General features: G+C 65.8%; 13 protein-coding genes. 6 read left to right on the forward strand and 7 right to left on the reverse strand.

Going from position 1 to position 12,061, the window contains the following annotated elements; all coding sequences use genetic code 11:
• Positions 1–7 precede the first annotated feature (7 nt).
• The 5 genes from phaC (at position 8) to gyrA (ending at position 5,510) form a co-directional block, all read left to right on the forward strand.
• Entirely contained in the window at positions 8–1,075 is a 1,068-nt protein-coding gene (phaC, locus tag DVU99_RS15975; RefSeq protein ID WP_114241223.1) for a class III poly(R)-hydroxyalkanoic acid synthase subunit PhaC, read from the forward strand.
• A gap of 28 nt (positions 1,076–1,103) precedes the next feature.
• Positions 1,104–1,289 (forward strand): PspC domain-containing protein, encoded by a 186-nt coding sequence (locus tag DVU99_RS15980; protein WP_114241224.1) that lies wholly within the window; start codon positions 1,104–1,106, stop codon positions 1,287–1,289.
• Positions 1,290–1,348: 59 nt separating this feature from the next.
• Positions 1,349–2,362, forward strand: a complete 1,014-nt coding sequence (mtnA, locus tag DVU99_RS15985) for an S-methyl-5-thioribose-1-phosphate isomerase (RefSeq protein ID WP_114241225.1) — start codon at positions 1,349–1,351, stop codon at positions 2,360–2,362.
• Positions 2,359–2,769, forward strand: a complete 411-nt coding sequence (locus tag DVU99_RS15990) for a GtrA family protein (RefSeq protein WP_114241226.1) — start codon at positions 2,359–2,361, stop codon at positions 2,767–2,769. Before mtnA ends, DVU99_RS15990 begins: the two co-directional genes overlap by 4 nt.
• 137 nt (positions 2,770–2,906) lie before the next feature.
• Positions 2,907–5,510 carry a DNA gyrase subunit A gene (gene gyrA, locus DVU99_RS15995; RefSeq protein ID WP_114241227.1) on the forward strand — a complete coding sequence of 868 codons (2,604 nt, stop codon included), beginning with the start codon at positions 2,907–2,909 and terminating at the stop codon, positions 5,508–5,510.
• 90 nt (positions 5,511–5,600) lie between these two features.
• Here gyrA and DVU99_RS16000 read toward each other — a convergent pair whose 3' ends face one another.
• The 3 genes from DVU99_RS16000 to DVU99_RS16010 all read right to left on the reverse strand — a co-directional run bounded on the left by DVU99_RS16000 (position 5,601) and on the right by DVU99_RS16010 (position 6,994).
• The gene (locus tag DVU99_RS16000) at positions 5,601–5,981 is read right to left on the reverse strand and encodes a DUF427 domain-containing protein (protein ID WP_114241228.1); all 381 of its coding nucleotides are present in this window, start codon (positions 5,979–5,981) and stop codon (positions 5,601–5,603) included.
• A 78-nt stretch (positions 5,982–6,059) separates the two neighbouring features.
• Positions 6,060–6,560: an NUDIX domain-containing protein gene (locus tag DVU99_RS16005; RefSeq protein ID WP_255412920.1), complete on the reverse strand. Its 501-nt coding sequence runs from the start codon at positions 6,558–6,560 to the stop codon at positions 6,060–6,062.
• A complete protein-coding gene (locus tag DVU99_RS16010; protein WP_114241229.1) occupies positions 6,515–6,994 on the reverse strand; it encodes a peroxiredoxin in 480 nt (159 codons plus the stop codon). Before DVU99_RS16010 ends, DVU99_RS16005 begins: the two co-directional genes overlap by 46 nt.
• Before the next feature lie 233 nt (positions 6,995–7,227).
• On the opposite strand from DVU99_RS16010, the gene DVU99_RS16015 reads away from it, so the two are divergent.
• The gene (locus DVU99_RS16015; protein WP_114241230.1) at positions 7,228–8,136 is read left to right on the forward strand and encodes a DnaJ C-terminal domain-containing protein; all 909 of its coding nucleotides are present in this window, start codon (positions 7,228–7,230) and stop codon (positions 8,134–8,136) included.
• 73 nt (positions 8,137–8,209) lie between these two features.
• On the opposite strand, the gene pilH is transcribed toward DVU99_RS16015, so the two are convergent.
• The 4 genes from pilH to lpdA all read right to left on the reverse strand — a co-directional run bounded on the left by pilH (position 8,210) and on the right by lpdA (position 11,940).
• Positions 8,210–8,575: a twitching motility response regulator PilH gene (pilH, locus tag DVU99_RS16020; protein WP_114241231.1), complete on the reverse strand. Its 366-nt coding sequence runs from the start codon at positions 8,573–8,575 to the stop codon at positions 8,210–8,212.
• A 68-nt stretch (positions 8,576–8,643) separates the two neighbouring features.
• Positions 8,644–9,651: a YhdH/YhfP family quinone oxidoreductase gene (locus DVU99_RS16025; RefSeq protein WP_114241232.1), complete on the reverse strand. Its 1,008-nt coding sequence runs from the start codon at positions 9,649–9,651 to the stop codon at positions 8,644–8,646.
• A 35-nt stretch (positions 9,652–9,686) separates the two neighbouring features.
• Entirely contained in the window at positions 9,687–10,283 is a 597-nt protein-coding gene (locus tag DVU99_RS16030) for a TIGR00730 family Rossman fold protein (RefSeq protein ID WP_114241233.1), read from the reverse strand.
• Positions 10,284–10,512: 229 nt separating this feature from the next.
• Positions 10,513–11,940 carry a dihydrolipoyl dehydrogenase gene (gene lpdA / locus DVU99_RS16035; protein ID WP_114241234.1) on the reverse strand — a complete coding sequence of 476 codons (1,428 nt, stop codon included), beginning with the start codon at positions 11,938–11,940 and terminating at the stop codon, positions 10,513–10,515.
• Positions 11,941–12,061: the final 121 nt, after the last annotated feature.

The following is a 12,061-nucleotide window of genomic DNA, read 5'->3' on the forward strand; positions in this document are numbered from 1 at the left end:
AAGACACATGTTCCCCCCGTTCCGACTCGATCCCGCGACGCTGCTCGGCGAAGTGTCCGCGTTCCAGCGCAAGCTGTCCGCCGGCTTCCCCAATCTGGCGCACCAGCCAGAACCGGAATACGCCAACACGCCGCGCGAGGCCGTCTACCGCGAGGACAAGCTGACCCTGTGGCACATGAAGGGGCAGGGCAAGCCGACCGCCAAGACGCCGACGCTGATCGTCTATGCGCTGGTCAACACGGTGTGGATGACCGACCTGCAGGAGGATCGCTCGCTGGTGCGCAACCTGCTTGAGCAGGGCGAGGACATCTATCTGCTCGACTGGGGTTATCCGGATGGCGCCGATCGCTGGCTGACCCTGGACGACTACATCAATGGCTATCTCGACCGCTGCGTCGACGCCGTGCGCAAGGCGGCCGGCGTGGAGGCCATCAACCTGCTCGGCATTTGCCAGGGCGGCACTTTCTCGCTGTGCTATGCGGCCACCCACGCCAGCAAGGTCAAGAACCTGGTGACCATGGTGACGCCGGTCGATTTCCAGACGCCGGACAACATGCTGTCCAGCTGGTCGCGCGAGGTCGACGTGGATCGCTTCGTCGATACCGTGGGCAATATCCCGGCCGAACTGCTCAACTGGGTCTATCTCACGCTCAAGCCCGTGCGCCTGAACCAGCAGAAATACGTGGGCCTGGTCGACATCCTCGACAACCCGAAGGAGTTGCAGAACTTCCTGCGCATGGAGCGCTGGATCTTCGACTCGCCCGATCAGGCGGGCGAAGCGTTCCGCGAGTTCATCAAGGAATTCTACCAGCAGAACAAACTGATCAAGGGCGAGATCGTCATCGGCGGCAAGCCGGTGGATCTGGGCATGATCACGCAGCCGGTGCTGAACATTTTCGCCGAGCAGGATCATCTGGTGCCGCCGGATGCCTCGCGCGCGCTGGGACGGCACGTGGGCACCACCGACTACACCCAGCTGGCCTTCAAGGGCGGCCATATCGGCATCTACGTGTCCAGCCGTGCCCAGCGCGAGGTACCGCCCGCTATCCATCAGTGGCTTAGTACGCGAAACTAGGCCCTATCCACAGGATGGGGTTTTGGTCATGGAAAAGCGCCTGCATCGTTCGCTCACCGACAGGAAGATCGCCGGGGTGTGCGGTGGTATTGCCGAATACCTGGGTTGGGATCCCACCCTGGTCCGCGTGCTCTGGATCGTGCTGACCTTCCTCGGCGGCTCTGGCGTGGTGGCCTACCTGGTGTTGTGGCTGCTGATGCCTGACGGCCCCTGATATTGCGCGGCGGATCTCCCGTTCCGCCGCTTTCCTTTCACCGCTTGGCAAGACCGTTTATGGATTTCGACCGTTACGACCGCATCCGTGCCGTGCAATGGCAAGGTGATCACCTGCGCCTGCTCGACCAGCGCCTGCTGCCGCAGGAGGAGCGCTGGATCGACTGCCGCAGCGCCGCCGACGTTACCCAGGCCATCAAGGATCTCGCCGTGCGCGGCGCGCCGGCCATCGGCATCGCCGCGGCCTGGGGCGTGGTGCTGGCCGCCCGCCAGGGCGAGCCGCTGGACGCGGCCCTGGCCATGCTGCGTGCCGCACGCCCGACCGCGGTCAACCTGATGTGGGCGCTGGACCGCATGAAGGCGCGCATCGCCGGTGGCGCCGACGCTGCCGCGCTGGAGCGCGAGGCCCAGGCCATCCAGGACGAGGACCTGGCTGCCAACCGGCACATGGGTGAGCTGGGCGCCGCCCTGATTGCCCCGCATTCGGGCGTGATGACCCACTGCAACACCGGCTCGCTGGCCACGGCGGGCTTTGGCACGGCGCTGGGCGTGATCCGCGCCGGCGTGGCCAACGGCCGCATCGAGCAGGTCTTTGCCGGCGAAACGCGACCCTGGCAGCAGGGCGCGCGCCTGACCATGTGGGAACTCGTGCGCGATGGGATTCCCGCCAAGCTCATCGCCGACTCGGCCGCGTCGCACCTGATGCGTTCGGGCGCAGTGCAGTGGGTGATCGTCGGCGCCGACCGCATCGCCGCCAATGGCGATACCGCCAACAAGATCGGCACCTACCAGCTGGCCATCGCGGCGCGCCACCACGGCGTGAAGTTCATGGTGGTCGCTCCCTCGTCCACGGTGGACATGGCCACCGCCTCGGGCGACGACATCGAGATCGAGCTGCGCGATTCGGCCGAGTTGCTCGCCGTGGCGGGTCGCCGCACGGTGGTCGAGGGTGCCGAGGCATGGAACCCGGTGTTCGACGTGACGCCCGCGGAATTGATCGACGCGATCGTCACCGAGAAGGGCGTGATCGAACGTCCGACCATCAAGGCCATGCAGGCGCTGTTCGGCTCATGAGTCTGCGCAAGCAAGTGCTGCTGTTCGGCGTCGGTGGTGCCATCGGCCTGGTGGTGGACGCTGGCGTGGTGCAGGCGCTGGTGAGCTTCGCCCACTGGAATGCCTATCTTGCCCGCGTGGTGTCGTTCCTTTCCGCGGCCACGGCCACGTGGCTGTGGAACCGGCGCTACACGTTCGCGCATCGCGAGAGCGGTCGCTCGCTGGTGGCCGAGTGGGCGCACTGGATCGCATTGATGAGCGTGGGCGCGGTGGTCAACTATGCCGCGTACGCGGTCATCCTGATGATCTATCCGTGGCTGCATCGCTGGCCGGCGATCGCCGTGGCGGCCAGCTCGGCGGCGGCTTCGCTGGTCAATTTCGCGACGGCTCGCGGGGTGCTTTTCAAGCGCGCCAAGACGTCTGCGTAAGTTATTGATTGCAAAAGAAAAAATACTGTTATTCCGGCGCGGGACGTGGTACACTCCATAGGTTGCCTCCACGTCGCTGACGCGGGCACCGTCCGGTGCGTGCGTGGGACCGTTTTCATCATCAGGGAAGCCGATTGATGGCAGAACTCGCCAAAGAAGTCATTCGCGTCAACATCGAAGACGAGATGCGCCAGAGCTACCTCGATTACGCCATGAGCGTGATCGTCGGGCGCGCCCTTCCGGATGTGCGCGATGGCCTCAAGCCAGTGCACCGCCGCGTCCTGTTCGCCATGAACGAACTGGGCAATGCCTGGAACAAGCCCTACAAGAAATCGGCCCGCGTGGTCGGTGACGTGATCGGTAAGTACCACCCGCACGGCGACGCCTCGGTCTACGACGCGATCGTGCGCATGGCCCAGCCGTTCTCGCTGCGCTACATGCTGGTCGATGGCCAGGGCAACTTCGGTTCGGTCGACGGCGACAACGCCGCCGCCATGCGTTACACCGAGGTGCGCATGTCGCGCCTCACGCACGAACTGCTCGCCGACATCGACAAGGAAACCGTCGACTTCGGTCCCAACTACGACGAAAGCGAGCAGGAGCCGCTGGTCCTGCCGACCCGCGTGCCCAACCTGCTGGTGAACGGCTCCGCCGGCATCGCGGTGGGCATGGCCACCAACGTGCCGCCGCACAACCTCAACGAGGTGATCGCGGCCACCATCGCGCTGATCGACAACCCCTCGCTGTCGATCGACGAGTTGATGCAGTACATCCCCGGTCCGGACTTCCCGACCGCGGGCATCATCAACGGTTCGTCCGGCATCGTCGAGGCGTACCGCACGGGCCGTGGCCGCATCCTGGTGCGCGCCAAGACCGAGATCGAGACCGAATCCAACGGCCGCGAGACGATCCTCGTCCACGAGCTGCCGTACCAGGTGAACAAGGCTCGCCTGATCGAGAAGATCGCCGAGCTGGTCAAGGAAAAGAAGATCGAGGGCATCAGCGAGCTGCGCGACGAGTCGGACAAGGACGGCATGCGCGTGGTGATCGAGATCCGTCGCGACGCGATGGCCGACGTGGTGCTCAACAACCTGTTCCAGCAGACGCAGCTGCAGGTCACCTTCGGCATCAACATGGTCGCCCTTCTGGACGGCCAGCCGCGCCTGCTCAACCTCAAGGACATCCTTGAGGCATTCATCCGCCACCGCCGCGAAGTGGTGACGCGCCGTACCATTTTCGAACTGCGCAAGGCTCGTGCCCGCGCGCACATCCTCGAAGGCCTCACCGTCGCGCTCGCCAACATCGACGAGATGATCGAGCTGATCCGCACCTCGGCCTCGCCGCAGGAAGCGCGTGAGCGCATGCTGGCGCGCAAGTGGCAGCCGGGCATGGTATCGACGCTGCTGGCGGCCACGGGCGCCGAAGCCTCGCGTCCGGAAGACATGGACCCGCGCGACGGCCTCAAGGCCGACGGTTACCAGCTGTCCGAAGTGCAGGCCCAGGAAATCCTGGCCATGCGCCTGCATCGCCTTACCGGCCTGGAGCAGGAGAAGCTGTCGGAGGAGTACCGCCTGGTGCTCGAAACCATCCGCGGCCTGATCCAGATCCTGGAGGATCCCGAGCGCCTGCTCGCGGTGATCCGCGACGAGCTGAAGGTGATCAACGAGGAGTACGGCGACGCGCGCCGCACCGAGATCCAGCACTCGCAGGAAGACCTCAACGTCCTCGACCTGATCGCGCCGGAAGACGTGGTCGTCACGCTGTCGCACACCGGTTACGTCAAGCGCCAGCCGGCCAGCACCTATCGTGCGCAGCGCCGCGGCGGCAAGGGCCGTTCGGCGTCGGCACTGAAGGACGAGGATTTCGTCGAGCAGCTGTGGGTGGTGAACACCCATGACACGTTGCTCACCTTCACCAGCACGGGGCGCGTGTACTGGCTCAACGTGTACCAGATGCCGGAGTCGGGTCCGAACGCGCGCGGCAAGCCGATGGTCAACCTGCTTCCGCTGGCCCAGGGCGAGAAGGTGCAGGCCGTGCTGCCGGTGCGCGAGTACTCGGAAGACCGCTTCGTGTTCTTCGCCACCCGCCAGGGCACGGTGAAGAAGACGCCGCTTACCGAATTCGCCTTCCAGCTGCAGAAGGGCAAGATCGCCATCAACCTCGACGAGGGCGATGCGCTGGTCAACGTGGCGCTCACCGACGGCAACAGCGATGTGCTGCTGTTCGCGTCCAACGGCAAGACGGTGCGCTTCGACGAATCGGAGGTGCGCTCGATGGGCCGCACCGCCACCGGTGTGCGTGGCATGAAGCTCGCCGATGACGCCGAAGTGGTTTCGCTGATCGTGGCCGCGGAGGGCGACATCCTCACCGCCACCGAGCGTGGCTACGGCAAGCGCACGGTGCTCGACGAGTTCCCGAAGAAGGGCCGTGGCACGCAGGGCGTGATCGGCATCCAGTGCTCCGAGCGCAATGGCGCGCTGGTGGCGGCGACGCAGGTCACCGAGGCGCACGAGATGATGTTGATCTCCGACCAGGGCACGCTGGTGCGTACCCGCGTCGCCGAGGTATCGCAGCTGAGTCGCAACACCCAGGGTGTGACCCTGATCCGCCTGCCGGCCGACGAGAAGCTGGTGAGCGTGGTGCGCCTGGATGCCGAGACCGACAACGGCGAGGGCGACGAAGCCTCGGGTGAAACCGGTGCCGCCGCGCCGGACGCCGATACGCCGCCAGCCACCGAGTAAGCCGGCCCGGCATCGTCAACAAAAACCCCGGCCTGGCCGGGGTTTTTTGTTGGCTTCGCCGATCGAGACGTCGTAGCGATGTGGCCAGGTTCAGTCCGTCATGATGGAAAACGAATCGACCCGCGTCGTGTAGAACGCGAGATGATCCTTGATGGGGGCCACCGCCTCGTAAGGCGCCTCGTAGGTCCAGACCGCATTGATGCCGCGATCTCCCGCAAGCGGAATGCTGAAGTAGGCGCAGTCGCCCTTGTAGGGGCAGTAGGTGTGGTGGTTGCTGCGCTCGAGCAGCGACATGTCCACGTCACTGCGAGGGATGTAGTAGACCGGGGGATAGCTGGCCTCGCGCAGTTCCAGCGAAGCGTGGCTGTCAGCCACCACCTTGCCGGCAACCTTCACCACGATGTGCAGGGGGCTGGGCTCAAGCGCAATCGGGTGGTCAGGGCCCGGCATGCGCCGTACGGGATCGCTCATGGCAGCGCCACCTCTGGATGGACACCGGGCGAGCTTATCGTGGGCAGGGTGAAGCGCATGCCGACATCGGCGCGTGCTTCACCAGCCAAAGCTGGAATGGACGATCTTGCGTAACCCCAGATCCAGGCCCTGCCGCACGTAAGGAATGAGGCTGGCCGGCAGCCGGTCCAGGGCATGCCAGCTCAACTGGTCATGCTTGTGGGGTTCGCCGAGTACGGGCGAACCGCGCCATCGCTCCGCGAGGAAGAAAGCGCCCAGCCACTCGTCGCCACCCTTCCCGCTGCGGCAGTGAAGCAGATGGATCAGTTGCAGGTCGTCGGTGGTCGCCAGCAGGCCGGTTTCCTCGCGCAGCTCACGTACGGCGGCGTCGAGCATGGTTTCGCTCGCTTCCAGTCCACCTGCCGGCAGGCTCAGATGGCCATCCATCCAGCCAGTAGCCGCGCGTCGCAGCAGGAGGATGTCGTCGCCCTTGCGGACGACGACGAACACGCTGGCGCTCAGCCGATGGCGCTCACGCCGCGGCGATGAAGTGGTCAGCCCAGTGCTTCCAGCATGGCCTCGGCGGTCGACACGCGGAATTCGCCCGGCGCCTCGACGTGCAGTTGCTTCACCACGCCGTCCTCGGCGTACAGCGCGAAACGGCGGGAGCGCAGGCCCATGCCGTAGGCGCTGCCGTCGAGCTCCAGGCCCAGTGCACGGGTGAAGCTGCCATTGCCGTCGGCCAGCATCAGCAGGCTGTGCGGCACGTTTTGCGAGGCGGCCCAGGCCTGCATCACGAAGGCGTCGTTGACTGCCAGGCACATCACCTGGATGCCGCGCTGCTGGAACTCGGCGTAGTGCTGGACGTAGCCGGGCAGGTGGCGGTTGGAGCAGGTCGGGGTGAAGGCGCCGGGCACGGCGAACAGCACCACCTTGCGGCCGGCGAAGAGCTGGCCGGTGTGCGCTTCTTGGATGCCGTCGCCGATCGCCCGGATCTCGACGTCGGGCAGGGTCTGGCCGACCTGGATGCTCATGGTGGGTGCCTGTCTTTGGAGGGAAGAGGAGCCGGATGCTAGCGCCTGTTCGCCGGCTTGTCGCCTTGAATCACGCTCTTTTCGCACCCATCTCAACCACCATAGAGAGGGTGGCGGTCAGCGCCATGCATCACCCAAACGTGTCGGGCGGGTTCGGCCTTGCCGGCGGGTAGGCGGGGAGGCCAAGATGCCCCGCATGCCAGGCTGGGCGGGCCGATCGCCGGGGAGTGGCAGTGGAATTCAAAGACTATTACGAGATCCTGGGCGTAAAGCCCGAGGCCACCGAGGCCGAGATCAAGGCCGCTTATCGCAAGCTGGCCAAGAAATACCACCCGGACAAGAACAAGGACGCCGGGGCCGAAGATAAATTCAAGGCGATCAACGAGGCCAATGAAGTGCTTCGCGACGCCGAGAAGCGCCGCGCCTACGATGAACTTCGCGCCGGCGGCTATCGTGGCGGAGAACAGTTCCGCCCACCGCCGGGCTGGAACCAGAGCCATGGCTTCGACTTTGGCGGCGCTGGTGCCGGTGACGGTGATTTCAGCGACTTTTTCGAGAGCCTGTTTGGCGGCCGTGGCGGACCAGGTCATCGCGGTGCACCGCGTGCGCGCCGCGGCGGCGACGTGCATGCGCATGTGCAGATCGACCTGCAGACCGCCTTCGACGGCGGCCGTACCCGCCTGGCGTTGCAGGGCAGCGGTGGCGAGGAACGGGTGCTGGAGGTGAAGATCCCTGCCGGCATCCAGCCCGGACAGGTGATCCGGCTGGCCGGGCAAGGGCATCCGGGCATGGGCGGTGCCCCCAACGGCGACCTGCTGCTGGAGGTGGGTATCCGTGACGATGCGCGTTTCCGCCTGGACGGGCGCAACGTGCTGCACGTGCTGCCGATTGCCCCGTGGGAGGCTGCACTGGGGGCAACCGTGCCGGTGCCGACGCTGGCGGGTACGGTGGAACTGCGCATCCCGGCCGGCTCGCAGTCGGGTCGCAAGCTGCGACTGAAGGGGCGTGGCCTGCCGGGCGCGCATCCGGGCGACCAACTGGTGGAGCTGTCGATCCGTGCGCCGATCGCCGATACCGATGCCCAGCGCCAGGCCTACGAGGCGTTGCGCGAGCAGTTCGCCGGGTACGACCCGCGGCACTGATGGACGTCCATACGGCGAAATGAAAAACGGCGCCCCTGGGCGCCGTTTTCCTGTGCGGGAGGGCTGGGCCAGCTCAGGCCGGCAGCAGCTCCTTGAGCGTGGTGACCAGTTCCTCTTCCCGGATCGGCTTGGTGACATAGGCCTTGGCGCCCTGGCGCAAGCCCCACACCTTGTCGGTCTCCTGGTCCTTGGTGGTGACCAGTACCACGGGAATGTGCGACGTATCCGGATCCTTGCTGATCGTACGGGTCGCCTGGAAACCGTTGAGGTTGGGCATGACCACGTCCATCAGGATCAGGTCGGGGCGTTCACGCCTGGCTGCCTCCACGCCCGCCGCGCCATCCTCGGCGGTCAGCGCCTCGTGCCCGAGCTTTTCGACGATGCGCTTGATGCCCAACAGCTGCGACGGCGAATCGTCGACGATCAGGATGCGTGCCATAAGGTGGAATTCCCCTTGTTGTTTCGTTGGATTCTAAGACGCTGTCGCCATGCTTCCAAGCGCGACGCTCACGCGGCTTCGCCTATGCGTACGACCGTGCGCCCAAAGGATTCGCCTGCCAGCATGCGGGCGAATACGTCGGGCAGCTGGTCAAGGGAAACCTCGCGGGTGGCAATGCGCTCAAGATGCTGCGGTTTCCAGTCGCCGGCAAGGTGCTCCCACACCAGGTCCCGGATGTCGCGGGCGGTACCGGCCGAGGCGATGCCCAGCAGGCTCACGCCGCGCAGGATGAAAGGCATCACCGTGCTTTCCAGGCCGATGCCCCCGGCGTTGCCGCAAAGCGCGACGTTGCCATAGGGCGCGATCAGCGGCAGCAGGCCCGCCAGCATGGCCCCGCCGACGTTGTCCAGGGCGCCGCCGAAGCGTGCCGAATCCAAGGGCTTGCCGTTGAAGGCGAGCTGGTGGCGGTCGATGCACTCGGCCGCACCCAGGTCGCGCAGGAAATCGAAATGGGCGGCCTTGCCGCTGATGGCGTGTACCGCATAGCCGGCGCGCGAGAAGATGTCGACGGCGAGCATGCCCACGCCACCGGTGGCGCCGGTCACGGCGATCGGGCCCAGTGCCGGCGTCTGGCGGTTGTCCTGCATGCGCAGCAGGGCCAGGGCAGCGGTGAAGCCCGCGGTGCCGATGATCATGCTCTCGCGCAGGCTCAGGCCCTTGGGCAGGTGGATGGCCCAGACCGAATCCAGCCGGGCATATTCGGCATAGCCACCGTCGCGTGTCTCAGACAGGCCGGTGCCGGTACACAGCACCGCATCGCCCTCCCTGAAGGCCGGATCGGTGGACGCCACCACGTGGCCGGCGAGGTCGATGCCGCCGTTGAGCGGGTACTGGCGAAGGATCTTGCCCTTGCCGGTGCCGGCGAGGGCGTCCTTGTAGTTGATCGAGGAGTAGTCGACCTTCACCAGCACCTGGCCGGCGCTCAAGGTGTCGGCATCGATCGTCTCGATGCCGCCGCGATAGCCGGCGGCGTCATTGTGGATGCGAAAGGCGCGAAAGGCTGAGGGGGAGCTCATGGGGGAATCCTTTGCGGCGTGCGCCGAGGCAGGGATCAGGCGTCGACGATGCGCTTGTCGACCAGCCGCGCGGCGCGGTCGCCTTCGTAGGTGGGCATCCAGTCGAATAGCGCCTGCATGTCTTCACCGAACCATACACTCTCGCGTTGCCCGGGCGTGATGAAACCTTCCTCGGCCATATGGTCCATCATGCCGCGCAGCGGATCATAGTATTGGCGCACATTGAGGAAGGCACAGGGAAAACGGTGCAGGCCCAGCTGGGCCCAGGTGAGCATCTCGAACATCTCGTCCATGGTGCCAAAGCCGCCGGGGAGGGCGACGAAGGCGTCGGACAGCTCGAACATGCGGGTCTTGCGCTGGTGCATGGTCTCCACCACGACCAGTTCGGTCAGGCCCTTGTGTGCCACCTCGCGCTCGACCAGCTGGCGCGGGATGACGCCGATCACCTCGCCCCCGCCGGCCAGCACTGCGTCGGCCACCGTACCCATCAGGCCGACCTTGCCGCCGCCGTAGACCAGCGCGATGCCTCGCCGTGCCATCTCGGCGCCGAAGGCGCGGGCCTGCTCGAGGTATTGGGGATGCTTGCCGCTGCTGGAGCCGCAATAGACGCAAAGGGCGGTGGGTTGGGGCATGGTATGTCGCGATGTGCGCAGGAAATAAGCTCGTCATTCCAGCGCAAGCCGGAATCCAGCGACTATGACGCCTGAGGCCGAAGGCGCTGGATTCCGGCTTCCGCCGGAATGACGGTGAGGGGCTTCTATATGCCACAAAAGCAAACGGCCCGCTCATGTTGCCACGAGCGGGCCGTGGATCCCGTGCCGCCGGCCATCCATGGCCGGCACGGGATAAGGGCGTCTTGCCTTAGTTGCCCTTGTGGATCGCGCGCTTGTCGACCGACAGCGCCGCTTCGTGCACGGCTTCGGACAGCGTCGGATGCGCGTGGACGATGCGGGCGAGGTCTTCGGAGGAGCCCTTGAACTCCATCGCCACCACGCACTCGGCGATCAGCTCGGACACGCCCGGGCCGACCATGTGCACGCCCAGGATGCGATCGGTCTCGGCATGGGCGAGCATCTTCACCTGGCCGATGGCCTCGTTCATGGCCACGGCGCGGCCGATGGCGGCGAACGGGAAGGTGCCCACCTTGTACGGGATGCCTTCGTCCTTCAGCTGCTTCTCGGTCTTGCCGGCCCAGGCGATTTCCGGCTCGGTGTAGATGACCCACGGCACGGTGTCGAGGTTGATGTGGCCCGCCTTGCCGGCGATCCACTCGGCCACGGCCACGCCTTCCTCGGAGCCCTTGTGCGCCAGCATCGGGCCGCGCACGGCGTCGCCGATGGCCCACACGCCGTCCACGCCGGTGTGGTTGTGCTCGTCGACCACGATGCGGCCGCGCTCGTCCAGCTTCACGCCGGTGTCGGCGGCCAGCAGGCCGTCGGTGTAGGCGCGCCGGCCCACGGCCACCAGCAGCTTGTCGACCACCAGGTCATGGGCGCCGTCCTTGTCCTCGTAGGTCAGGGCGACTTCGTTGCCCTTCACTTCGGCCTTGGTCAGCTTGGCGCCGAGCTTGATGTTCAAGCCCATCTTGGCGAATTCCTTGGCGGCGATCTTGGCGATGTCCGCGTCGGCCACGCTGAGGAAGTCCGGCAGTGCTTCGAGCACGGTCACGTCCGAGCCCAGGCGCTTCCACACGCTGCCCAGCTCCAGGCCGATCACGCCGGCGCCGATCACGCCCAGGCGCTTCGGCACTTCGGTGAAGTCGAGAGCGCCGGCGTTGTCGACGATGAACTTGTTGTCGAACTTGGCGAACGGCAGCTCGATCGGCACCGAACCGGAGGCCAGGATCACGTTGGTGGCGCTGATGGTCTGCTTGGAACCGTCGTTGCCGGTGATTTCGACTTCATTGCCCTTGAGCAGCTTGCCCTTGCCGAAGAACGGGGTGACCTTGTTGGCCTTGAACAGCTGGCCGATGCCGCCGGTGAACTGCTTGACGATCTTGTCCTTGCGGCCGATGAAGGTGCCGAGGTCGACCTTGGCGCCTTCCACCGTGATGCCGTGGACCGGCAGGTTGTGGGCGATGTTGTAGTACTGCTTGGACGAGTCCAGCAGCGCCTTGGACGGGATGCAGCCCACGTTGAGGCAGGTGCCGCCAAGCGCCTGCTTGCCGTCCTTGCCGACGAAGGCGTCGACGCAGGCGGTCTTCAGGCCCAGCTGCGCGGCGCGGATCGCGGCCACATAGCCGGCAGGGCCGGCGCCGATGACGATGACGTCGAAGTGTTGTTCGCTCATTTCATTCGCTCACTACGGGAATGGGGAGTAGGGAATAGGGAATCGGCACAGCTCGCAATATGGGGGCGATTCGCTATTCCGAAACCAGGCAGAGCTGGGGAGGGGAATCGTGCGGGCGTCT

This window comes from Dyella sp. C9 (genome assembly GCF_003332825.1).
Classification (GTDB): Bacteria; Pseudomonadota; Gammaproteobacteria; order Xanthomonadales; family Rhodanobacteraceae; genus Dyella.

Coding starts and splice junctions, on each gene's coding strand:
- DVU99_RS15980 (WP_114241224.1), top strand. CDS start 1,104: ATGGAAAAGCGCCTGCATCGTTCGCTCACCGACAGGAAGATCGCCGGG.
- phaC (WP_114241223.1), top strand. CDS start 8: ATGTTCCCCCCGTTCCGACTCGATCCCGCGACGCTGCTCGGCGAAGTG.
- DVU99_RS15990 (WP_114241226.1), top strand. CDS start 2,359: ATGAGTCTGCGCAAGCAAGTGCTGCTGTTCGGCGTCGGTGGTGCCATC.
- pilH (WP_114241231.1), bottom strand. CDS start 8,575: ATGGCACGCATCCTGATCGTCGACGATTCGCCGTCGCAGCTGTTGGGC.
- DVU99_RS16030 (WP_114241233.1), bottom strand. CDS start 10,283: ATGCCCCAACCCACCGCCCTTTGCGTCTATTGCGGCTCCAGCAGCGGC.
- gyrA (WP_114241227.1), top strand. CDS start 2,907: ATGGCAGAACTCGCCAAAGAAGTCATTCGCGTCAACATCGAAGACGAG.
- DVU99_RS16025 (WP_114241232.1), bottom strand. CDS start 9,651: ATGAGCTCCCCCTCAGCCTTTCGCGCCTTTCGCATCCACAATGACGCC.
- mtnA (WP_114241225.1), top strand. CDS start 1,349: ATGGATTTCGACCGTTACGACCGCATCCGTGCCGTGCAATGGCAAGGT.
- lpdA (WP_114241234.1), bottom strand. CDS start 11,940: ATGAGCGAACAACACTTCGACGTCATCGTCATCGGCGCCGGCCCTGCC.
- DVU99_RS16010 (WP_114241229.1), bottom strand. CDS start 6,994: ATGAGCATCCAGGTCGGCCAGACCCTGCCCGACGTCGAGATCCGGGCG.
- DVU99_RS16000 (WP_114241228.1), bottom strand. CDS start 5,981: ATGAGCGATCCCGTACGGCGCATGCCGGGCCCTGACCACCCGATTGCG.